Genomic DNA, 24,197 nt, shown 5'->3' with positions numbered 1-24,197 from the left:
GGCTACTTATGCACAAATCAAAGAATATATATTGGAAAAATTCAATTTAAAGGTTTCGACACTCTATATTGCACAGATTAAAAAGAAATGTGGTATTGAATTAAGGGAGCATTATAATAAATCAAAAAAAGAGAAACAAGTTATTCCACAATGCACACCGGAAAAAGAGGAAGCTATCATGGATGCTTTAAGGCATTTTAAGATGATCTAATAGAAAAGATACTAATTCAAGTTAAAAATTATATGGTAAAGGAGAGTGAATGTATGGAAAGTATTAATGTTGAATGTCAGGTATTTACTCCTCGCAATATTGTCATTGAGATATTAAATCAAGCTGGATATATAGAAAAGCTATATGGGAAAAAGGTCCTAGAAAATTCTTGTGGTGATGGAGCTTTTCTCGTTGAAATTGTTGATAGATATATAGTAGATTGCTTAAAACAAAATTTTACTAAAAATAAGATAATCTATGGATTGGAAAATGATATATATGGAAATGAAATAGATGAAAAACACAAAACAAATTGTATAGATAATTTAAATAAGGTAGCACAAAAATATAACATTGATTATGTTAAATGGAATATTGTTCAGAATGATTTTTTGAAAAGCTTTATTAGTGAAAAATTTGACTTTATTATTGGAAATCCGCCGTATATAACATATTCAGATCTGAATAAAACTACAAGATCTTTTATTAAAAAAAATTTTACAGTTTGTTCAGAAGGGAAACCAGACTATTATTATGCTTTTATTGAAAGATCTATTAAAGCATTAGCAGATGATGGTAAATTGGCTTATCTGATTCCTAATAACATTTTTAAGAATAGATTTGCAGATAGATTGCGCGTTTTTATGTTACCTCATTTATCAGTAATAGTTGATTATACAACAGAAAAACTATTTGAAAATAAATTAACTTCGTCTGCTATTATTATTTGTAATGGTACACAGCACAATAACGATATCCGATATGTAGATAAGGTGAAAAAGCGAGAAATAAAAATGCATAAAAATAATTTAACGCATAAGTGGATTTTCAGAAAAAAAGAAGTTGCTAAAGAAAACAAGAAAAGAAAATTTGGTGATGATTTTAATGCGATGTGTCCTATTGCCACGTTATTAAATGAAGTATTTATACTAAAAAAATATGAAGAGTGTGATGAATATATATTGGTTAATGGATATAAAATTGAAAAAACGATATTAAGAGAGGCTGTTAGCCCACGATCATTACAGTATGGCCGAAAAGAATTTTTGATTTTTCCATATTCTTATAGAGATAATAATATATTGCGTTATGAGGAATTAGGGTTTATACAAGAATTTCCAGGAGCATACAGCTATTTAAAATTTTTTATTGAAAAATTAAATAAGCGTGATAAAGATGAAAATGCAAAATGGTTTGAGTTTGGAAGATCACAGGCATTAAGTCGTCTTAATCAAGAAAAGTTATTGTTATCTACTTTGATAACAGAAGAAGTTAAAATACATCACATTTCTCGAAATCAAGTTCCATATTCTGGGATATGTATATATCAAAAAGGAGATTTGTCATTAGAAATTGCAGAAAAGATTTTGAAAAGTGATGATTTTTTAAATTATGTTTATGATATAGGGATTAATGCTAGTGGAACAACAATGAGGATTACAGCAAGAGATGTTATGAATTTTGAATATACTTTGGATTAGGAAGGGAAATAACCATGGCGAAGATATCATTCAATGTAGATGCTTATACAGCTCGTTTAATAGGACGAGAAAATGTATCAAAATTAAACGGTGCCATAATTGAATTAGTTAAAAACACATATGATGCAGATGCTACGATTTGTGTCTTGTATTATGAAAAAACAACTAATTCGTTATATATCGCAGACAATGGCTGCGGTATGACAAAGGATGTCATTATAAAACATTGGATGACTATTGGAAGATCGACAAAAAAGAAACAATTTATTAGTAAATCAGGTCGAGTACAAACTGGAGCAAAAGGAATTGGAAGGTTTGCTTTAGACAGGATATCTGATACATGTGAAATGTTTACTGTTTCTGCGGAAGGAAAGTTAATTTGGAAGGTTGATTGGGAGGATTTTTCAAAGAGTGATAATATTACAGATGTAACAGCAGATTTATATGAACCAACTTTATCAATAGATGGGTTTCTTGATGAAGTTATAAATTACGAAGTAAAAAATATAATATTAAATAACTTAAAAAACACGGGAACTATTTTTAGGTTAACTTCTTTAAGAGACTCATGGAATGATAATGTTATAAAAAAAATCAAGGACGATTTAATAACATTAATACCATATGAAATGAAAAATGAATTTCAAGTATATTTTTTTGATGAAAAAAGTTCTGCCGAAGATGCGGAGGTATTAAATATTACAAATGCTTTTTCTTATGATTATAAAATCAGATTTAATGTTCTAAGTGATGGAGACACTCATATTGAGATACATAGAAATGAATTTGACTTTGGAGATAGATTTGATGAAATAATTACACAAGCTGAATTCACCTCAGAAGATGAACAGTATTTTAAAGGAAAATGTATTTGTATAGAAACAAACTTTGCGCAGATGTTACCAAAACGTGGGGAGCAGTTGAAAAATACGATAGGAGAATTTTCTGGAGTTTTGTATTTTGAAAAGGTGACTTATTCCAAAACAGATGCAGAAAGATATTTCTACAAAACATCTAATAATCGTAATATTAAAAGCGATATTTTTGGAGGAATTAAAATATATAGAGATGGTTTTAGGGTGAGGCCTTATGGAGAACCTAAAACATCTGATTATGATTGGCTACTGATAGCGGGTAGAAAAAACAAATCCCCTGCTGCACCTTCCCACCAAACAGGCGCATGGCGTGTTAATACTGATCAAATAATTGGATCAATTTTTATTTCTCGTATGAATATTACATTACCAGATCAATCCAACAGAGAAGGTATTGTAGAAACAAAGGAATTCATATTGTTAAAAGAATTTTTAATTAATGTGATTCAGGAATTTGAAAAAGACAGACAATATGTTTTTCGTAAGTTAGATGCTCGCTATGATAAAATAATGGAAGCTGCAAGGATACAAGATGAAATTAATAAGAAGGCAGAAGAAGCAAAAGCAGCAAGAGAAGAGAAGAAATTTTTAAGTGATAGCAAGGATTTTAATCAAGAGCTACAATTATCTAAAATCTCAATAAATCCAGAAGAGGCTAAAATTGTTTTAGATCATAAAGATACAGTTATTAGAAACTTAGAAGATGAGAATAGATTGCTAAGAACATTAGCTACAACGGGTATAGTCACTAACACTTATGTCCACGAAATTAAAGATATAACTCATAAGCTAAGCAGAAAGATTGTTATGGCTAAAGAAGCTTTGGAATTAGATAGTGACTTGCAAGCTGGGTTAAAATATGTAACTGAAGCTAATGTAATGAGAGAATCATTAAATTCATGGTTCAAGGTAACAATAGGTTCTGTAACACGTGATAAAAGAACTATGAAAAAAACAGATTTAAATCTTCTGATATCACAGACTGTAAAGTTATGGAAAGAAACACTTAAAAACGTTTCAATAGATTTAGAATTTCAAGGATCAGAAATACAATTAAAATGTTTTCCTTATGATATTGAAAGCATTTTTAGTAATCTGATTGCTAATAGTGTTAGTTCTTTTGAATCCTATTTTTCAGACAATAAGAGTATAAAAATTGTAGTATCTGACTTAGAAAAAGAAATTATTATCAAATACAGCGATTCTGGACGAGGGTTATCTCTTGCCTATAAAAATAATCCAAGGAAAATATTAGAACCTATGGAAAGTGATAGAAGAAATGAAATGGGAGAAACTATTGGCACTGGTATGGGGATGTGGATTATAAATAGAACTGTTGCTGACTATAATGGAAGTATAGATTTATCCTATAATTCGAAATATACTTCTGGATTCTATGCCACTATAAAATTAATAAAGAAATAGAAGTGGAGGACTGACATGTATAGAATAGGATTTATTGATGATGATCAAGATTCATATGAGGATTATCGAGTACGTTTAGCAAGAAAAGATATTGAATTACTATATCCAAATGGCATTACTGAAATGCCAGAAATGATAGAGTGGCTTTTATCTAATGGTATTAAATGTTTTATTATAGACTATAAACTTAACAATAAATTTAAGTTTTTGGGAACTGAATTAATTGCTTACATAAATGCGAAAGTCCCTGATTTACCATGCTTAATATTAACTAATTACCCTGAAGAATCAATACGTGAGAATTTAGTAATTATAAATTTGATTGAAGATAGAAATGTTTTAGCTGCAGATGATATAGAAGAATTTGTAAAAAAAATCAAACAGGCTGTTGATGTTTTTGAAAATAGGTTACGTAAATATCATATCGACTATGAGGAACTGCTCAAAGCAAAGAAAAATGGTTCTATATCAGCAATAGAAGAGGAACAATTTATAGATCTGTATAAATTATTACGCGCATATGGTGAAGTAGATGACTTGCCAATTCAGCTTTTAAGTAGCGAAGTTAATCAGAAAATTGATGAAATACTTGGAAGAGTAAATATTTTGGTAGAGAAAGTCGAAAACAGGTAAAAGTTATGCGAATACATGGAGAAAATGAAATTAGTAGAAGCATTGGTGTAAATCAAGAAAATGACTATAAAAAATATGTTCCTCAGTTGAGAGAAGACTTTAAACATATATGCGGTTATTGTGGTAAACCTGAAGAGGTTACAACAAAAGGTTTTGAACCAGATCATTTCGTTCCAGATAGAATAGATTCAAGTAGAAAACTTGATTATTCAAATTTAGTATATTCTTGTTTCACATGCAATAGAAAGAAACTTGGCAAATGGCCAACAAAAAATAAAGATAAACCCAATGATGGAAATGTTGGATTTGTAGATCCGGCATTAAAAGAGTATGACTTACATTTAGGCAGAGATAAAGATGGTAATATTGAATTCTATACAAATGTTGGAGAATATATGTATAAGAATGCGTTTAGGTTTGATATACGGCCGATGAAGGAAATATGGAAAATTAGTCAATTGATTAATGCAAAGGAAAATTTACTGAAAATCAAGGATAAGCTCACATCAGAGGAATTGATAAAATATTTAGAATTAGATAAGGCTATAGAGGAGTTGAAGAAAATATTATTCGAAAAAAAAGAGTAATCAGATATGATTGCAGTTTTGACTAGCCATTAAAGCTATGAAATTGATGATGTATCATGATATAAATTTATATAAAAACAAATGTTGATATATTAGTGTATATACGATATGTGGAATCGATAACCTTATTCACTACAAAATAACTCGATTATTCGGTACAATGTCCGCCCAAAATAGAAGCAACAGGAAGTTGCTTGCTCTTCATCAACAAGGGGGTATTATGGTTGCTGTTCGTGGTTCTCATTTGTTAAATCCGCAGAATTTTGTGATTGAACAATGGTGCACTGGCTTAAAACTAGCAGAACAAACAGAAAAAAGTTTGATCGATGCGTGGTATTACGCACGTGATTTAATGAATGCCTACCCCGATGAAATGAAGAATGCGACCTTAATGCTGCAGTCTGGCGTGGAAATGGTAGAAATTTTGCACGAACTTAATATGGATGCGGAAACATTGCTTACTGCCATGTTGTTTCCTATTGTTGCAAATAAATTAACAGACTGGGAAAGTCTAAAAGAAAAATTTGGTGCGAAAATTACTAAATTACTTAAAGGCGTGTTGGAGATGGATAATATTCGCCAACTTAATGCCAGTCATTCCGCTAACGCTCTGCAAGTGGATAATGTTCGCCGTATGTTGTTGGCGATGGTGGACGATTTCCGCTGCGTGATCATCAAACTTGCCGAACGTATTACTTTCTTGCGTGATGCAGAGCATCGTTGTGCAGAGGAAGACAAAGTCCTTGCCGTCAAAGAATGTTCTTATATTTATGCCCCTCTTGCCAATCGTCTTGGAATTGGTCAGTTGAAATGGGAGTTAGAAGATTACTGCTTCCGTTATCTCCATCCTGAACAATATCGCGCTATTGCTAAATTATTACAGGAACGTCGTCTTGATCGTGAACATTACATTGCTGATTTCGTCAGTGAGTTGAGCAGTTATTTACGTGAAAATATCAAACAAGTGGAAGTGTACGGCCGTCCGAAACATATTTACAGCATTTGGCGCAAAATGCAGAAAAAGAATCTTGAGTTCAGCGGTTTATATGATGTAAGAGCGGTCAGAATTATCGTGCAAAAATTGCAAGATTGTTACACCGCACTTGGGATTGTTCATACTCAATTTAAACACTTACCCAAAGAATTTGACGATTATGTAGCTAACCCGAAACCGAACGGTTATCAATCTATTCATACTGTTGTTTTAGGTAAAGGTGGCAAGCCAATTGAAGTACAAATTCGAACCCAACAAATGCATGATGATGCAGAGTTAGGTATGGCGGCACACTGGAAATATAAAGAAGGCAATACAGGCAGTATGTCTGCCTATGAAGAAAAAATTGCGTGGTTGCGTAAATTGTTAGCTTGGCAAGATGATATTACGGATTCTGGCGAAGTGATGGCAGAGTTGCGTAGCCAAGTGTTTGATGACCGTGTATATGTGTTTACGCCAAAGGGCGAAGTGGTGGATTTGCCAACGGGATCTACACCATTAGATTTTGCTTATGCCATTCATAGTGAAATTGGTCATCGCTGTATCGGGGCAAAAGTGGCAGGGCGTATTGTGCCATTTACCTATCAGCTACAAATGGGCGATCAAATTGATATTATTACCCAGAAAAATCCGAACCCGAGCCGTGACTGGCTAAACCCAAATTTAGGATTTACTCACACCGCAAAATCTCGAGCCAAAATTCAAGCGTGGTTTAAAAAACAAGATCGCGATAAAAATATTCCAGCGGGTAAAGAATTACTCGATAATGAACTCGCGCTTTTGAATTTAAGTATTAAGCAAGTGGAACCTTATGCGTTACCACGCTATAACTTGAAAAATTTGGACGATCTTTATGCGGGCATTGGCAGTGGTGATATTCGTTTAAATAACTTAATCAATTTCTTGCAAAGTAAATTGATTAAAGTGACTGCTGAAGAGGCTGATCAAGAAATTTTACGTCATGTTGCTAACAAAAGTGCGGTCAATTCTCAGCAGAAATCTGAAAAGAACAATGGCTATGTGATTGTGGAGGGTGTGGACAATCTTATGCATCATATTGCGCGTTGCTGCCAGCCGATACCAGGCGATGCGATTGTTGGCTATATTACAATGGGACGTGGTATTTCTATTCACCGAGCGGATTGTGAACAATTCTTAGATTTGCAAGCGGCTCATCCAGAACGCATAGTGGAATCAATTTGGGGCGAAAATTACGCAAGTGGTTTCCATATTAATATCCGTATTGTGGCAGGGGATCGCAATGGCTTATTGCGTGATATTACGACGGTTCTGGCAAATGAAAAAATTAGCGTATTAGGGGTCTCAAGCCGTGCTGATACCAAAAAACAGCTTGCTACCATTGATATGGAAATTGAACTCCATAATGTTGAAAGTTTAAGTAAAATATTGGCTCGATTAGCAAAATTAGATGATGTTATCGAAGCGAAACGTTTATAAAAATAGGAAAGTTTATGTATAAAAAAAAGGAGCTAACTCATTTAATCAATTCCACTAAATATTCATTACAGGGCTTAAAAAGTGCGTTTAAAAATGAAACGGCTTTTCGCCACGAATGTTTTCTTGCCTGTATTTTAATTCCTCTTGCGTTCTTTTTAGGCGAAACAAAAATTGAAATTATCTTGATGATTTCTTCTGTTTTGCTTGTGATGGCGTTAGAACTTTTAAACAGTGCGGTGGAGGCTGTTGTAGATCGCATTGGTACAGAACGCCACGAACTTTCAGGTCGTGCGAAAGATCAAGGTTCTGCATCGGTATTTATTGCCCTTTGTATTGTCGGTATCGTTTGGGGCGGAATCTTATTCTTCTAGCCCTTCAAAAGTGCGGTAAGTTTTTACCGCATTTTTGATTTATTCAATCACGTCAAAATCATTTATAAAAATAAGGAAAAATATGACCGCACTTTTAAAAATTGGTCTTGTGTCTGTTTCAGATCGTGCATCAGCAGGCGTATATCAAGATCAAGGCATCCCAGAGTTACAGGCTTGGTTAGAACAAGCGCTTGTCGATCCTTTCCATTTGGAAACAAGATTAATTCCCGATGAACAGCCAGTTATTGAACAAACATTAAAAGAACTGGTGGATGAACAAGGTTGTCATTTAGTGCTGACAACTGGTGGAACAGGGCCAGCAAAACGCGATGTAACGCCTGATGCCACCCTTGCGGTAGCAGATCGAGAAATGCCGGGTTTTGGCGAACAAATGCGTCAAGTGAGTTTGCATTTTGTGCCTACCGCAATTTTATCCCGCCAAATGGGCGTGATTCGTAAGGAAAGTCTGATTTTAAATCTTCCGGGTCAGCCTAAAGCGATTAAAGAAACCTTAGAGGGCGTGAAAGATAAAGAGGGAAATGTGCTTGTAAAAGGCATTTTTAGTGCGGTGCCTTATTGTTTGCAACTGATTAACGGCTTATATATTGATACCAAGCCTGAAATCATCGAAAGTTTCCGTCCTAAATCTGCAAGACGTGAAAATCTGGAGAAATAGCATGAAAAAAATCGAAGCAATGATTAAACCCTTTAAATTAGACGATGTGCGAGAAAGTCTTTCAGATATTGGGATTTCAGGTATGACAATCACGGAAGTACGCGGATTTGGTCGCCAAAAAGGTCATACAGAACTTTATCGTGGTGCGGAATATATGGTGGATTTTCTGCCGAAAGTGAAATTGGAAGTGGTAGTTCCTGATGAGCTTGTGGATCAATGTATTGAAGCCATTATTGAAACGGCACAAACAGGCAAAATCGGCGACGGCAAAATTTTTGTTTATAACGTTGAGCGAGCGATCCGCATTCGCACGGGCGAAGAAAACGAGGATGCGATTTAGTGCAAAATAATTTAAATTTACACCGCACTTTGCTTGGCATTGCTGCGGTAATTATTATCTTAGCTGGCGTAAAATTGGCGGCAGAAATTGTCGTGCCATTCTTGCTATCGCTATTTATCGCGATAATTTGCTCACCGATGATTAAGGCGATGACCCAACGCCGCGTCCCGCATTGGTTAGCCATTACTTTACTTTTCGTCTTGATTTCTTTGGTATTTTTCTTCTTAGTCGGGTTGATTAACAGCACAGCAAGAGAATTTACCCAATCTATTCCACAATATAAAATTTTGCTTTCACAACGCATAAATGATTTGACTGCTTTATCGCAACGTTTCAATTTGCCTTTCACGCTTTCGCGTGAAACCATCCAAGAAAATTTTGACCCAAGCATCATTATGAATTTTGTGAGCCGAGTATTGCTGAATTTCTCTGGTGTGGTGAGTAATGTGTTTGTTTTAGTGTTGGTCGTGATTTTTATGCTTGCTGAAGCGCCAACGATGAAACATAAATTTGCTATGGTGATTAGTTCAACTCCTCATGATGCAGCCAAAGAAGAACGCCATATTGACCGAGTTTTGCAAGGCGTAATTGGTTATCTTGGAATTAAAAGCATCACGAGCTTACTGACTGGTGTTGGGGTATTTATTTTGTTGGAAGCCTGTGGCGTTCAATATGCCATTTTGTGGGCAACCTTGAGTTTCTTGTTGAATTATATTCCGAATATTGGTTCTATCATTGCGGCTATTCCGATTATTGTGCAAGCCTTATTACTGAACGGTTTTGGCATTGGCTTTGGCGTGGCAATTGGTGTTATTGCGATCAATATGGTTGTCGGTAACATTATTGAGCCTAAAATGATGGGACAACGATTAGGGCTTTCAACCTTAGTGGTGTTCCTTTCATTATTGTTTTGGGGATGGTTACTTGGAACAGTGGGAATGCTACTGTCTGTTCCTTTGACGATGGCATTAAAAATTGCCTTGGAGTCCAGTCCCAATACAGCGAAATATGCCTGTCTATTGGGGGATGTCGAAGATTTCAAATAGATTTTAGAGATAAAAATGCGGTGAATTTTCACCGCATTTTTTATGATAAGTCTTGCGGATCAACGTCCAAAATTAACCGCACTTGGCTGTTTTTTTCAAGTTCGGCTTGTTGATATTCTCTCAATACTTTTTGCAACGTGATTCTTGACGGATGCTGCAATAATAACTGCCAGCGATATTGCCCTGCTTTTTTGCTGAACGGTGCAGGCATTGGGCCAAGCATTTGTAATCCCGTAATTTGCTTCGATTGAAAAAAATCTGCAATTTGGCTTAAGCAATTTTCTGCAAGATCAGAATGTCGAGCCTGTGCTTTGAATAACGCCTGAAAAGTAAAAGGCGGCAATCCCATTGAATGGCGTAATTGTAAGGTTTCTTTTGCAAAAGCTTGGTAGCCCTTTGCCAATAAAGTGGTAAGCAAAGGATGATCTGGATAATGTGTTTGTAGCACAACTTCACCTTGTTTATCGGCACGTCCTGCTCGTCCAGCAACTTGAATATAAAGTTGAGCTAAACGTTCTTCTGCACGAAAATCCAGTGAAAATAATGCACTATCTACATTCACTAAGGCAACGAGAGTAACATTCGGAAAATGATGTCCTTTCGCAAGCATTTGTGTGCCAATCAAAATTTGGCTTTTGCCTTGTTGAATATCTTCTAAATAACCTTCCAATTTTCCTTTACGCGCCGTGCTATCGCGGTCGATTCGCGCTACAGAATAATGAGGAAATAGCGTTTTCAAGGTTTCTTCTAATTGTTCTGTGCCGAGACCAGTAGTAACTAAATGGGTAGAACCGCAATCGCCACATTGGCGAGGAATAGTTTTTTGTGCGCCACAATGATGACAACGCAATACATTTTGATGCTGATGATAGGTATAAGGTTTTTCACAATGAGGGCATTGTGCAATCCAACCACATTCATGGCAAAGCAATACGGGCGCAAAGCCACGACGATTTAAGAAAAGCAACACTTGATTGCCTTTTTCGAGGTGGGCTTTCATTCGTTCCAACAAGGGTTTTGAAAGCCCGTTTTGTATATTTTGATTTTTCAAATCAATAACGAAATGACGAAGTGCGGTAGAATTTCCCGCTCTTTTTGATAAAACTAAATGTTGGTATTTGCCGTTTTGTACATTATTAATACTTTCTAAACTTGGCGTGGCAGAACCCATTAATACTGAAATGTTCAGTTTTTGAGCAAGCACGATTGCTAAATCTCGTGCATGGTAACGCCAACTGTCTTGCTGTTTGTAAGACGCGTCCTGTTCTTCGTCCAAAATAATTGCACCAAGATTAGAAAATTGCGTGAACAATGCCGATCTCGTGCCAATCACAATAGCACTTTGTCCAGAGCGGGCTCGATCCCATACATAAAGCCGTTGCGTATCGGTTAAATTAGAATGCAGTACATCAATTTCTACATTAAAACGTGCTTTAAAACGTTGCACCGTTTGAGGTGTTAGCCCGATTTCGGGTACAAGCACTAATACTTGCTTACCCGATTTTAAAATTTCTTCAATATATTGCAGATAAATTTCTGTTTTACCTGAACCAGTCACCCCATCGAGCAGCCATACGTTGAAGCCAGAATGAAAGAGCAGTTGGCTGAAGGCTAAGGCTTGCTGCTTATTTAAGGTTAAACGATTTTCAGCATTGACAATTGGGTTATTGCCTAATCTTTGTTGCCAGCTTAGGGGATTTGTTTGGATAGTAATTTCCTCAATAAACCCTTTGGCTTTTAAGGCAGACCAAATGGCAGAGGAAAAATCATTATTGCCTTTTTCAAGATCAGTTTCAGATAAGTATTGTAGGGCTTCAGCTTGCTTTTTCGAGCGTTTTAATTCGCCTTGTTCAAGGGTATTTTTCCCCGCATCCGTAATTCGCCAAAAAGTGCGGTCATTTTTTACCGCACTTTCGCCGTTACGCAATTTCACAGGCAAGGCTTGAAATAACACATCGCCTAATCCCGCTTGATAATAATTTGCTGCCCAATGAAGCCAATCCCAATAAATGGGCGTAAAAAGTGGGGCTAAATCCAATGGTTGAAGAATAGCCTTGAGTTTATCCTCTGGCACGTCCGATTTTGTCGGAAAATCAGCCACAATGGCGACACGTTTTTGGGTGCCAAAAGGCACAAGAACACGCATACCGATTTGTAATGAAACATCATCGGGGACGAAATAATCAAATAAACGAGGAAGCGGCACAGCCAGTGCCACTCGGACAATTTTCATAATCAACCTTGGGAAAAAATTTGCCCTATTATACGAGAAAAATTGGTATAATCGCCGCCAATTTTTTTCACGAACAAGATTTTTATGACACAAACTTTTGCTGATCAAAAACGTAAAACCGTTGAAACCGCAGAATTTACCGAAGATGGCCGCTATAAGCGCAAAGTCCGTAGTTTTGTGCTCCGCACAGGTCGTTTGAGCGAATTTCAAAGAAATATGATGAATGATAACTGGGGAACACTTGGTTTAGATTATCAAACGGAACCTTTTGATTTTGCTAAGATTTATGGCAATGATAATCCAGTTGTATTAGAAATTGGCTTTGGAATGGGAAAATCGCTTGTGGATATGGCTTTTGCTAATCCTGACAAAAATTACCTTGGCATTGAAGTTCATACTCCTGGCGTTGGTGCTTGTATTGCTTATGCAGTGGAAAAAGGCGTAACGAATTTACGCGTGATTTGCCACGATGCAACGGAAATTTTACGTGACAGTATTGCAGATGGTGCGCTTGGCGGTTTGCAGTTATTTTTCCCCGATCCTTGGCATAAAGTAAAACATCATAAACGTCGTATTGTTCAACCGCACTTTGTGACACAAGTTATACAAAAATTAGGTGAAAATGGTTTTATCCATATGGCGACAGACTGGGAAAATTATGCAGAGCAAATGCTAGAAGTATTAAGCGCAAACACCGATTTAGTGAACACCTCGAAAAATGGTGATTATATTCCAAGACCAGATTTTAGACCTTTAACTAAATTTGAAGCCAGAGGTCACAAACTTGGACACGGTGTTTGGGATTTATATTTTGTGAAGAAATAAGCGGATTTTAACTAAACCCAATACCTAATTTATGAATTTAATATAAAATATGCGTTTGAATATAACCTTAATAGGAGAAATACAATGTCTAAATCTTACAATCAACGCCAACGCAAAAAACTTCATCTTGCGGAATTTCAAGAACTGGGTTTTCTTGTAAATTTCCAATTTGTAGAAGGCACTGCGATTGAAACTGTAGATGAAACCGTTGATCGTTTTATTAACGAAGTGATTCAACCAAATGGTCTAGCTTATGAAGGTAGCGGTTATTTACATTGGGAAGGTTTAGTTTGCCTAGAAAAAATTGGCAAATGCGATGAAAGCCACCGTGAAACTGTGAAAAAATGGTTAGAAACAAATGGTTTGCAACAAATTGAAGTAAGCGAATTATTTGATATTTGGTGGGAATATCCAACAAAAGTAGAATAATCTAAATTGAAAACAGCATAGTCAAAATTGCTATGCTGTTTTGTTTTAATCCCTTGCAAAATTCATTAAACCTTAGATTTTTTGATCTATAACAAATAAAGTTCAAATAATTGACAAACTACCTATTTTGGGTTGTTCTCATTCATTCATCGTAAACACATAATCCTTCATCTACAGAAGCATTCAGAAATATTTTAAAGACATTATGACCGTTGAAAATTTACCTCGCAGACAATTTTTACGCGGTAAATTTTCAACATTGAGCTGTTTAGAAAATAATCAAAAACAGAATTTTGTGGGTATTAGACCGCCTTGGTCAGTGGAAAATTCTATTTTTGTAGCACAATGTACGCGCTGTGGCGACTGTCTTTCTGTCTGTGAAACCAATATTTTGGTAAAGGGCGATGCTGGTTTTCCTGAAGTGCGTTTTGATAATGGCGAATGTACTTTTTGTGGGAAATGTGTAGATGCCTGTAAACAGCCTATTTTTTATCCTCGTGACCAGTTACCTTGGTCACATAAAATCGACATTGGCGTAGCTTGTTTAACATTGCACCGTATTGAATGCCGAACTTGCCAAGATAATTGTCCAGCTAATGCGATTCGTTTCAAATTACAAATGGGTGGCGTAGCACAACCTTTAGTTAATTTCGATGCTTGTAATGGCTGTGGGGCTTGTGTACAAGGCTGTCCTGTGAATGCAATAACAATGAGCGATCTAAAACAAAATGAATAATACAAATTTAATATCAGAAAATGCGAGAGATTGGCACGTTGTTGGATTGATCGTGCAAGGTAATCCAAAAAAATTATCAGCAATTCAAACCGCACTTTTAGCGATTGAGCATACTGAAATTCCGACTTTTGATGAAAAACTTGGAAAATTTGTGGTGGTAATGCAATCGAACGATCAGCATCTCTTGCTTGAAAAAATGGAAAGTGTGAAAGATATCGACGGTGTGATTAATGTATCGTTGGTGTATCACGAGCAAGATGAACAAAATAAATAGTTTTAAAATCAAACGTTTAACGTGGGGGAAAACGCAATGAATTTAAGTCGTCGAGACTTTATGAAAGCCAATGCGGCTATGGCAGCCGCAACGGCAGCGGGGCTAACCATCCCAGTCAAAAATGTGGTTGCGGCTGAATCCGAAATTAAATGGGACAAAGCAGTATGTCGTTTCTGTGGTACTGGTTGTGCAGTATTAGTTGGTACTAAAGATGGACGTGTTGTGGCATCTCAAGGGGATCCTGATGCAGAAGTAAATCGTGGTTTAAACTGTATTAAAGGTTATTTCTTGCCAAAAATTATGTACGGTAAAGACCGTTTAACGCAGCCACTTTTACGTATGACAAACGGAAAATTTGATAAGAACGGCGATTTTGCACCTGTTTCTTGGGATTTTGCGTTCAAAACAATGGCTGAAAAATTCAAAGAAGCGTTCAAAAAGAACGGTCAAAATGCAGTAGGTATGTTTAGTTCTGGTCAGTCTACCATTTGGGAAGGCTATGCGAAGAACAAACTTTGGAAAGCAGGTTTTCGTTCTAACAACGTAGACCCGAATGCGCGTCACTGTATGGCATCGGCGGCAGTTGCGTTTATGCGTACCTTCGGTATGGATGAACCTATGGGTTGTTATAACGACATTGAACAGGCAGATGCTTTTGTTCTTTGGGGATCAAATATGGCGGAAATGCACCCAATTTTGTGGTCGCGTATTACTGATCGCCGTATTTCTAATCCTGATGTTCGTGTCACTGTACTTTCTACTTACGAACATCGTAGTTTTGAACTTGCCGATCACGGTTTGATATTTACACCGCAAACTGATTTGGCAATTATGAACTACATCATCAATTATCTTATTCAAAATAATGCGATTAATTGGGATTTTGTTAATAAACATACCAAATTTAAACGCGGAGAAACGAATATTGGCTATGGTTTACGTCCAGAGCATCCATTAGAAAAAGACACGAATCGTGCAACAGCTGGGAAAATGCACGATTCTTCTTTTGAAGAATTAAAGCAACTTGTATCAGAATATACAGTGGAAAAAGTATCGAAAATGTCTGGGTTAGATAAAGTCCAGTTAGAAACTTTAGCGAAACTTTATGCTGATCCAACGAAGAAAGTGGTTTCCTACTGGACAATGGGCTTTAACCAACATACACGTGGTGTGTGGGTAAACCAATTAATCTACAATATTCATTTACTTACTGGAAAAATTTCAATCCCAGGTTGTGGGCCATTTTCATTAACTGGTCAGCCTTCTGCTTGTGGTACGGCGCGTGAAGTAGGTTCATTCCCTCATCGTTTACCTGCCGACTTAGTGGTAACTAATCCGAAACACCGTGAAATTGCTGAACGTATTTGGAAATTACCAAAGGGGACGGTTTCTGAAAAAGTGGGGTTACACACAATTGCACAAGACCGTGCAATGAATGATGGCCAAATGAATGTGTTATGGCAAATGTGTAACAATAATATGCAAGCAGGGCCAAACATTAATCAAGAGCGTTTGCCAGGCTGGCGTAAAGAAGGCAACTTCGTGATTGTTTCAGATCCTTATCCAACTGTATCCGCACTTTCTGCTGACTTAATTCTTCCAACGGCAATGTGGGTGGAAAAAGAAGGGGCTTACGGCAATGCAGAACGTCGTACCCAATTCTGGCGTCAGCAAGTCAAAGCACCGGGCGAAGCAAAATCAGACTTATGGCAATTAATGGAGTTCGCAAAATACTTCACGACGGATGAAATGTGGACAGAAGACTTACTTGCACAAATGCCTGAATATAGAGGTAAAACTTTATATGAAGTGCTCTTCAAAAATGGTCAAGTAGATAAATTCCCATTGAGCGAACTTGCTGAAGGTCAATTAAACGATGAATCAGAATATTTTGGTTACTACGTTCACAAAGGTTTATTTGAAGAATACGCTGAATTTGGTCGCGGTCACGGTCACGATTTAGCTCCATTTGATATGTATCATAAAGCGCGTGGTTTACGTTGGCCAGTTGTGGAGGGTAAAGAAACCTTATGGCGTTACCGTGAAGGCTATGATCCGTATGTTAAAGAAGGGGAAGGCGTGGCTTTCTACGGTTATCCTGATAAGAAAGCGATTATTCTTGCGGTGCCTTATGAACCACCAGCTGAGTCACCCGATAATGAATACGATTTATGGTTATCAACAGGTCGTGTTCTTGAACATTGGCATACGGGGACAATGACACGCCGTGTACCAGAATTGCATCGAGCATTTCCAAATAATTTAGTATGGATGCACCCATTAGATGCACAAGCACGTGGTTTACGTCATGGCGATAAAATTAAGATTTCATCTCGTCGAGGCGAAATGATTTCTTATTTAGATACTCGCGGACGTAATAAACCACCTCGTGGCTTAGTATTTACCACTTTCTTTGATGCAGGTCAGCTTGCAAATAGCTTAACCCTAGATGCGACAGACCCAATTTCAAAAGAAACCGACTTCAAAAAATGTGCGGTAAAAGTGGAAAAGGCTGCGTAAAAACCATGTAAAAATCAACCGCACTTTATTTCTCCCATCAATAAAAGAGGAAGATGAAAGTGCGGTTAAAATCTAAAAAGAAAATGAAGCAACCCGCACTTAATCCTGAACGTAGAAAATTTCTTAAAGAAGCAACCCGTACTGCGGGTGGTTTAGCTGGCGTTGGGATTTTGTTGGGATTGCAGCAAAATCAAAGTCTTGCGCGCGAAGGTGTGCCATTACGCCCTCCATTTGCTTTGCAAGATGCGAAAGCGTTTTCTGCCGCTTGTATTCGTTGCGGACAATGTGTTCAAGCCTGTCCTTATGACATGCTGCATTTAGCCTCTTTATTATCGCCAGTAGAAGCGGGAACGCCGTATTTTATTGCGCGTGATAAACCTTGTGAAATGTGTCCTGATATTCCTTGCGCAAAGGCCTGTCCTAGTGGTGCATTAGATCGTCAAGCAACAGATATTAATGAATCGCGTATGGGGCTGTCAGTACTGTTAGATCACGAAACCTGCTTAAATTATCAAGGATTACGTTGTGATGTTTGTTATCGAGTTTGTCCATTAATCGATAAAGCGATTACATTGGAAACACAACATAATCCACGTTCTGATAAGCATGCCTTATTTATTCCAACAGTACATTCTGATGCCTGCACGGGATGTGGAAAATGTGAGCAAGCTTGTGTGTTAGAAGAGGCTGCGATTAAGATTTTACCAATGGATCTGGCAAAAGGTATGTTAGGTAAACATTATCGTTTAGGTTGGGAAGAAAAAGCGAAAGCTGGCCATTCTCTTGCACCTAAAGATATGATTTCATTGCCAACTCGAACACCAGACGGAACAACTGTAATTCCTGAACCAGCAGAACCCGTGCTTGCGCCTATTTTAGGGAGTGGCAAATAATGGCAAATGCACCAAAATTTGCAGGGAAAGAGGCTCGAGAAAAATGGGGCTGGTGGTATGCAAACCGCTTTTTGTTTTGGCGTCGATTAAGCCAACTTAGCATTCTTGCGATGTTTTTGAGTGGCCCTTATTTTGGCGTGTGGATTTTAAAAGGTAATTATAGTGGTAGTTTATTACTCGATACTATTCCACTAAGTGATCCTCTAATTACCGCTGAAAGCTTGGCTGCAAGACATTTACCAGATGCTCTCACTTTAATTGGTGCTGCAATTATTGTGTTATTTTACGCAGTACTCGGCAGTAAAGTGTTTTGTGGTTGGGTATGCCCACTAAATGTTGTGACTGACTGTGCTGCGTGGCTTCGCCGTAAGTTAGGCATTCGCCAAACAGCAAAAATTTCGCGCGGTTTACGTTATGGTATTCTTGTGCTTATTTTACTAGGCAGTAGTGTCAGCGGAATGTTGCTTTGGGAGTGGGTTAATCCAGTGGCTGCTCTTGGTCGCGCCTTTGTATTTGGTTTTGGTGCAACAGGCTGGTTATTACTTGTTATTTTTCTTTTTGATTTATTGATTGCTGAACACGGCTGGTGTGGACATCTTTGCCCAATTGGTGCTGCTTATGGTGTGATTGGTGCAAAAAGTTTAATCCGTATTAAAGTGATTGATCGCGCTAAATGCGATAATTGTATGGATTGTTACAATGTTTGTCCCGAAGCCCAAGTGCTACGTTCGCCTTTACACGGAAAAAAAGACGAAAGCCTACTAGTGCTTTCCAAAGATTGCATCAGCTGCGGACGTTGTATTGACGTTTGCGCTGAAAAAGTTTTTAAATTTTCGACCAGATTCGATCATTCAGGGGAGTGATTAATATGACTAAACAGGTATCTAAAATTTTAGCGGGATTATTTACCGCACTTTTTGCTGGCTCACTGATGGCATCTGATGCACCAGCAGTGGGAAAAGATTTAACTCAAGCGGCAGAAAATATTCCACCCGCATTTCATAATGCACCGCGTCAAGGCGAATTACCCGCATTGAACTATGTAAATCAGCCTCCAATGGTTCCACATAGTGTGGCAAACTATCAAGTGACAAAAAATGTAAATCAATGTTTAAATTGCCACAGCCCAGAAAATTCTCGTTTGAGCGGTGCAACTCGAATCAGCCCAACTCACTTTATGGATCGTGATGGAAAAGTAGGTTCAAGTTCATCGCCACGTCGTTATTTCTGTTTACAATGTCACGTTTCTCAAGCAAACGTAGATCCTATTGTTCCAAATGATTTCAAACCGATGAAAGGTTACGGAAACTAATTTAAGAGGTCTATATGTCTGAGAAAAAACCAAATATCTTAAAGCGTTTCTGGCAATGGTTTAGAAAACCAAGCCGTATGGCGATAGGTACAATTATTATCTTATCGGCTATTGGCGGTATTCTTTCTTGGGTTGGTTTTAACTATGGTTTAGAAAAAACCAACACTGAACAGTTCTGTGCAAGCTGCCATATGCAAGATGCTTATCCAGAATATTTACATAGCGTGCATTATCAAACTCGTACTGGTGTGGGGGCAAGTTGTCCAGATTGTCACGTACCACACGAATTTGGTGCAAAAATGAAACGTAAAATTATTGCAGCTAAAGAAGTATATGCGCACTATACTGGAAAAGTGGATACCTTAGAAAAATTCAATGCGCATCGTTTAGAAATGGCTCAAAATGAATGGGCGCGTATGAAAGCTAACGATTCTAAAGAATGTCGTAATTGTCATAATGTAGATCGTATGAACTTCAATGATCAACGTTCTGTGGCGGCACGTATGCACCAAAAAATGAAAACTGAAGGTAAAACTTGTATCGACTGTCACAAAGGTATTGCACACCAATTACCTGATATGAGTGGCGTTGAGTCAGGCTTCAAAGACGAGAAGTGATTTTCTAAAAATAGGCTGAAAAAATACCGCACTTTTTTCAGCCTATTATAAATTTGGGTAGTTTATAAAAAAATCTGCACTTTAATTCGCTGATTTATTCAGCCTTTAAGGTGCAGATTAATTATATTTTCTAAAGTGCGGTTAATTTTTAGATTATTTTTAGCCTAAGATTTTATCTAACTCTTGGCTAACTTCTTCTACTTTTTGTGTACCGTCTAAACGGAAATATTGAGTATTCCCCGCTTTCGCTTCTGCTTGGTAATAATCAATTAATGGGCTAGTTTGTTTATGATATACGGCTAAACGATCTAATACAGTTTCTGGTTTATCGTCTGCACGAATAATTAAATCTTCGCCTGTTACATCATCTTTACCTTCCACTTTTGGTGGATTATAAACGATGTGGTAAGAACGACCAGACGCTTGGTGTACGCGACGGCCACTCATACGTTCAACAATCACTTCGTCTGGCACATCAAATTCTAAAACAAAGTCAATTTTAACACCTGAATCTTTCAGTGCATCCGCTTGTGGAATAGTACGAGGGAAACCATCTAACAAGAAACCATTTGCACAGTCAGCTTGAGCAATACGATCTTTTACAAGAGCAACGGTTAATTCATCTGGTACTAATTTACCTTCATCCATTAATGCTTTAGCTTGTTTGCCAAGTTCAGTCCCCGCTTTGATTGCAGCACGGAACATATCACCAGTTGAAATTTGCGGGATACCAAATTTGTTCATAATAAATTGTGCTTGAGTGCCTTTACCTGCACCCGGTGCACCTAAAAGAATAATTTTCATAAAAAATCTCCATTAATACAAAACGTGATTAAGATACTGATAAAGCATAGTGCGGTCAAATTTTTTATAATTTTTACCGCACTTTTATACTGAGCTGGTCTTATTATTTTTTTGCTTCCAAGGTGCTACCCAAAATAAACAAAGCATGCCGGGAATCGCTAAAAATAAACAAAACCAAAAATACTGATAATACCCCACTGCTCCCACAACATAACCAGAAAGTATACCTAAAACTTTACTTGGCAAAGCTGAAAGGCTTGTAAAAAGTGCAAGCTGTGTTGCAGTATAAAGAGGATTACTCTCACGCGCCATAAAAGCCACAAAAGCTGCGGTACCAAGTCCAACGCCGATATATTCTGCTGCAATCACAACACCTAGTTTCCATAACTCGGCAGATGTAATAACATCAAAATGACCGAAAGCAGACAACCAAATAAACCCACCAATTGTTACCATTTGTACAAGCCCAAATAGCCACAATGCACGGTTAATACCCAGTTTTAGCATTATCATACCACCAGCAAGCCCAGATAAAATGCTTGACCAAAGTGAAGTACTTTTTACAACAATAGCAATATCCTCTTTGCTAAATCCCATGTCATAAATAAATTTGGTTTGTAACGTTGTGGCAAAAGAATCCCCGAACTTATACAAAAACAAAAATAGTAAAAAACCGATAGCCTGAATGACGCCCTTACGCTGGAAAAATTCTTGTAATGGAATCCAAAATGCTTGATAGAACGGCTGATTAGTTTGCTGCATGTCTATTTTTGGCTCTTTTGCTAAAAATAGTGTCATGAAGATGCCTGCTAACATACAAAGTGCGGTCCACAAAAAGACGGTTTCCCAAGGATAAATCGCCGCCAAATATAGCGATAATCCACCAGGAATTAATCCCGCAATTCGATAAGCATTAATATGAATAGTGTTTCCTAAACCTAATTCATGATCACTCAAAATTTCACGACGATACGCATCCAACACGATATCTTGTGTAGCTGAAAAAAAGGCGATAAGCAACGCAATATTTGCTACTGTACCCAGTTGTGTGAGCGGATCAAACAGGCTAATGATGTAAAGTAAAATCAATAATGCCACTTGTGAAAGCAGCATCCAGCTACGACGACGCCCTAAAAAACTCGGGAAATAACGATCCAATAATGGTGCCCACAAAAATTTCAAGCCATAAGGCAACATCACACCCGTTACTGCGCCAATAAGCTCAATTGAAAGATGTTTATCTGTCAGCCAAACAGGCAACATTTGCAATAACACAAATAATGGCAAACCAGAATTAAAACCTGTGAAGGCGCAAATTAACATCTTGCGCGTAAAAATTTGGGAAGAAAAGGAATTTGACATAAAGTGCGGTTAATTTTGGTTGTATTTTAGAAATTTCGCCTTTCAATTAAAGGATTTTTGTAAAAATTAGGGGATTTTTAATCATTCCCCCAATGTTTAGCATTCTTCTTCCTAAAAAAGAAAAACAAATATTAGAGAATATTAATCTCTATACCCTTTTGAATTATTTTTCTGCCAGTTCCACGTGTCTTGCATCATTTTTTCAAGACCACGTTCTGCCACCCAACCAAGCTCTTTTGCAGCTAAACTAGGATCAGAATAGCAAGTGGCAATATCGCCAGAGCGGCGTTCTACAAGTTTATATGGAATTGTAATATTGTTGGCTTTTTCAAAGGCTTTTACCATATCTAATACGGAATAACCATGGCCCGTACCAAGATTATAAATATGTAAGCCAGCGTCATTTTCATGACGTTGAAGCGCTTTTAAATGCCCCACAGCTAAATCCACTACATGAATATAATCACGCACACCTGTTCCATCATGAGTGTCGTAATCACTACCAAATACAGAAAGTTGTGCTAATTTACCGATAGCAACTTGGCTAATATAAGGTAATAAATTATTTGGAATACCATTTGGATCTTCACCAATCAAGCCACTTTCATGCGCCCCAACTGGATTAAAATAACGCAAGATAGTCATGCTAAATTTTGGTTCCGCTTTTGCTGTATCGCGTAAAATCTGCTCAACCATATATTTAGATGTACCATAAGGGTTGGTTGTACCGCCGACTTCACAATCCTCTGTAATTGGAATAATTTTTGGATCGCCGTAAACCGTTGCAGATGAGCTGAATACAAAGTTCCAAACACCCGCTTTTTTCATTTCTTGAATTAATACAAGGGTGCCAGCGACATTGTTCATGTAATATTCTGTCGGCTTTTGAACACTTTCCCCTACGGCTTTTAACCCTGCAAAGTGAATAACCGAGTTAATCTCATTTTCTGCAAAAATTTTTTGTAACAAAGCACGATCTAAAATATCGCCTTCATAAAACTTTGCTTCTTTGCCTGTAATTTGTTTTACACGCTCAAGGGATTTTGGCGATGAATTGCAAAGATTATCTAATACTACCACCTCTTTGCCAACATTTAATAATTCTACAACTGTGTGAGAACCGATATAACCAGCGCCACCCGTCACTAAAATGGCCATAATGATTTCCTTGTTAATTATTGAGACTAAAAAATTATATCACTATTTTGTGTGGTAAGAATGGTGATTTTCAATAAAATAAAAAACCTGTTGCTAAAAAGTATTGTTGTAGCGAGTGAGATAACCTCTCATATTTAGGGCTATGTCCATTAGTTGTGTGATATAAGGTTATCTAATCCCATTTTCTTGATTTTAAGGCGTGTTTTATATCATTAGGTAAACGTAATATATCCCAGATCAACCGAAAAATCAGATTTTGGTAAATTCTTGGTTTGGAATATATACCAATTTTTTATATACAAACTTCGGCGGAATTAAAATATCTTGTGTGTAATTTTTCTTTTCTTCGAGAATAAAAGTAATTGGGTTATTCAGTGGTGATAAAGGAAAATAATTACATAGAGGACTTTCTGGCGAAATGCAATAAATATTTACTCCATAATGTTTTTGTAAAAAATAAAGTGCATTTAAATCATATTCCATAGAATGGATATCGCTTTGACTTTTATTTTGTGAAAAAGAAGGTAATAATTTAATAATATTTTCTTTTTGATGATGAAATGCGTAAGGATTCCCTTTTTCTTGATAAAAATCAATACCTGTTAAATAAAGATCTTTATAACCCATTACAGTTGCCACTGCACACATATAAACGCCTGATGTAATTCTCTTATTTTCATATAATTCGTTATATTGTAAATAGGCATCAAAGGCGGGTAGCTTGTTTAAATAATAATGTCCAATATCAACTTGTGTTAGTAATTTTTGTACATTTTTAATTTTCTTGCCAAGAAAATAATGATCTTCAAAATAAAATTGATTGCAACGGAAAACATCATAATCTTTAGGTAATAAACTATAGTCAATTGATTTTAAACTTGTTCCATTACCTGCAATAATGACAGACTTTGATTGATTGATTGATTGATTGATTGAT

General features: G+C 36.9%; 22 protein-coding genes and 1 pseudogene. 18 read left to right on the top strand and 5 right to left on the bottom strand.

Annotation, left to right across the window (positions count from 1 at the left end; all coding sequences use genetic code 11):
• Positions 1-264 precede the first annotated feature (264 nt).
• The 9 genes from HMPREF2813_RS02350 to HMPREF2813_RS02310 all read left to right on the top strand — a co-directional run bounded on the left by HMPREF2813_RS02350 (position 265) and on the right by HMPREF2813_RS02310 (position 10,097).
• Entirely contained in the window at positions 265-1,692 is a 1,428-nt protein-coding gene (locus HMPREF2813_RS02350) for an Eco57I restriction-modification methylase domain-containing protein (protein ID WP_005686774.1), read from the top strand.
• 14 nt (positions 1,693-1,706) lie between these two features.
• The gene (locus tag HMPREF2813_RS02345) at positions 1,707-3,992 is read left to right on the top strand and encodes a sensor histidine kinase (protein WP_014550464.1); all 2,286 of its coding nucleotides are present in this window, start codon (positions 1,707-1,709) and stop codon (positions 3,990-3,992) included.
• A gap of 15 nt (positions 3,993-4,007) precedes the next feature.
• Entirely contained in the window at positions 4,008-4,625 is a 618-nt protein-coding gene (locus HMPREF2813_RS02340) for a hypothetical protein (protein WP_005632180.1), read from the top strand.
• A gap of 5 nt (positions 4,626-4,630) precedes the next feature.
• Positions 4,631-5,212, top strand: coding sequence for an HNH endonuclease (locus tag HMPREF2813_RS02335; protein ID WP_005632178.1), 582 nt, complete (start codon positions 4,631-4,633; stop codon positions 5,210-5,212).
• A gap of 220 nt (positions 5,213-5,432) precedes the next feature.
• Entirely contained in the window at positions 5,433-7,664 is a 2,232-nt protein-coding gene (gene relA / locus HMPREF2813_RS02330) for a GTP diphosphokinase (protein ID WP_041174600.1), read from the top strand.
• Positions 7,665-7,678: 14 nt separating this feature from the next.
• Positions 7,679-8,035 (top strand): diacylglycerol kinase, encoded by a 357-nt coding sequence (locus tag HMPREF2813_RS02325; protein WP_014550462.1) that lies wholly within the window; start codon positions 7,679-7,681, stop codon positions 8,033-8,035.
• Positions 8,036-8,117: 82 nt separating this feature from the next.
• Entirely contained in the window at positions 8,118-8,711 is a 594-nt protein-coding gene (mog, locus tag HMPREF2813_RS02320) for a molybdopterin adenylyltransferase (RefSeq protein WP_014550461.1), read from the top strand.
• A 1-nt stretch (position 8,712) separates the two neighbouring features.
• The gene (gene glnB, locus HMPREF2813_RS02315; RefSeq protein WP_005627040.1) at positions 8,713-9,051 is read left to right on the top strand and encodes a nitrogen regulatory protein P-II; all 339 of its coding nucleotides are present in this window, start codon (positions 8,713-8,715) and stop codon (positions 9,049-9,051) included.
• Positions 9,051-10,097, top strand: coding sequence for an AI-2E family transporter (locus HMPREF2813_RS02310; RefSeq protein WP_014550460.1), 1,047 nt, complete (start codon positions 9,051-9,053; stop codon positions 10,095-10,097). The genes glnB and HMPREF2813_RS02310 overlap by 1 nt, the downstream gene beginning before the upstream one ends.
• 40 nt (positions 10,098-10,137) lie before the next feature.
• On the opposite strand, the gene priA is transcribed toward HMPREF2813_RS02310, so the two are convergent.
• Positions 10,138-12,330, bottom strand: a complete 2,193-nt coding sequence (gene priA / locus HMPREF2813_RS02305) for a primosomal protein N' (RefSeq protein ID WP_014550459.1) — start codon at positions 12,328-12,330, stop codon at positions 10,138-10,140.
• 84 nt (positions 12,331-12,414) lie between these two features.
• On the opposite strand from priA, the gene trmB reads away from it, so the two are divergent.
• The 9 genes from trmB (at position 12,415) to HMPREF2813_RS02260 (ending at position 19,936) form a co-directional block, all read left to right on the top strand.
• Complete coding sequence (gene trmB, locus HMPREF2813_RS02300; RefSeq protein WP_042601804.1) at positions 12,415-13,155, top strand: tRNA (guanosine(46)-N7)-methyltransferase TrmB; 741 nt, start codon at positions 12,415-12,417, stop codon at positions 13,153-13,155.
• Positions 13,156-13,239: 84 nt separating this feature from the next.
• Complete coding sequence (locus tag HMPREF2813_RS02295) at positions 13,240-13,584, top strand: YggL family protein (RefSeq protein WP_005691779.1); 345 nt, start codon at positions 13,240-13,242, stop codon at positions 13,582-13,584.
• 205 nt (positions 13,585-13,789) lie between these two features.
• Positions 13,790-14,320: a ferredoxin-type protein NapF gene (gene napF, locus HMPREF2813_RS02290; RefSeq protein ID WP_042601802.1), complete on the top strand. Its 531-nt coding sequence runs from the start codon at positions 13,790-13,792 to the stop codon at positions 14,318-14,320.
• Positions 14,313-14,594: a chaperone NapD gene (locus tag HMPREF2813_RS02285; RefSeq protein WP_005688960.1), complete on the top strand. Its 282-nt coding sequence runs from the start codon at positions 14,313-14,315 to the stop codon at positions 14,592-14,594. The genes napF and HMPREF2813_RS02285 overlap by 8 nt, the downstream gene beginning before the upstream one ends.
• A gap of 36 nt (positions 14,595-14,630) precedes the next feature.
• On the top strand, positions 14,631-17,114 hold the full coding sequence (gene napA, locus HMPREF2813_RS02280) for a nitrate reductase catalytic subunit NapA (protein WP_042601800.1): 2,484 nt from the start codon (positions 14,631-14,633) through the stop codon (positions 17,112-17,114).
• 53 nt (positions 17,115-17,167) lie between these two features.
• Positions 17,168-18,007 (top strand): ferredoxin-type protein NapG, encoded by an 840-nt coding sequence (gene napG, locus HMPREF2813_RS02275; protein ID WP_014550455.1) that lies wholly within the window; start codon positions 17,168-17,170, stop codon positions 18,005-18,007.
• Positions 18,007-18,870 (top strand): quinol dehydrogenase ferredoxin subunit NapH, encoded by an 864-nt coding sequence (gene napH / locus HMPREF2813_RS02270; protein ID WP_011271996.1) that lies wholly within the window; start codon positions 18,007-18,009, stop codon positions 18,868-18,870. Before napG ends, napH begins: the two co-directional genes overlap by 1 nt.
• Before the next feature lie 5 nt (positions 18,871-18,875).
• Positions 18,876-19,319 (top strand): nitrate reductase cytochrome c-type subunit, encoded by a 444-nt coding sequence (locus HMPREF2813_RS02265; protein WP_005649106.1) that lies wholly within the window; start codon positions 18,876-18,878, stop codon positions 19,317-19,319.
• Between the two features lie 14 nt (positions 19,320-19,333).
• Positions 19,334-19,936, top strand: coding sequence for a cytochrome c3 family protein (locus tag HMPREF2813_RS02260; RefSeq protein ID WP_005649107.1), 603 nt, complete (start codon positions 19,334-19,336; stop codon positions 19,934-19,936).
• Between the two features lie 159 nt (positions 19,937-20,095).
• On the opposite strand, the gene adk is transcribed toward HMPREF2813_RS02260, so the two are convergent.
• The 4 genes and pseudogenes from adk to HMPREF2813_RS02240 form a co-directional block, all read right to left on the bottom strand.
• Complete coding sequence (gene adk / locus HMPREF2813_RS02255; protein WP_005669073.1) at positions 20,096-20,740, bottom strand: adenylate kinase; 645 nt, start codon at positions 20,738-20,740, stop codon at positions 20,096-20,098.
• Between the two features lie 84 nt (positions 20,741-20,824).
• Complete coding sequence (locus tag HMPREF2813_RS02250) at positions 20,825-22,102, bottom strand: MFS transporter (RefSeq protein WP_041175040.1); 1,278 nt, start codon at positions 22,100-22,102, stop codon at positions 20,825-20,827.
• Positions 22,103-22,243: 141 nt separating this feature from the next.
• Complete coding sequence (gene galE, locus HMPREF2813_RS02245) at positions 22,244-23,260, bottom strand: UDP-glucose 4-epimerase GalE (protein ID WP_015701587.1); 1,017 nt, start codon at positions 23,258-23,260, stop codon at positions 22,244-22,246.
• 172 nt (positions 23,261-23,432) lie between these two features.
• Positions 23,433-24,197: pseudogene (locus tag HMPREF2813_RS02240) on the bottom strand (alpha-2,3-sialyltransferase); the annotation flags it as partial.

The sequence above is a fragment of the Haemophilus sp. HMSC066A11 genome (assembly GCF_001811665.1).
GTDB classification, from domain to species: Bacteria; Pseudomonadota; Gammaproteobacteria; order Enterobacterales; family Pasteurellaceae; genus Haemophilus; species Haemophilus influenzae.
The sequence above is the reverse complement of the archived record's forward strand: the minus strand, read 5'-3'. Positions and strand labels throughout refer to the sequence as shown.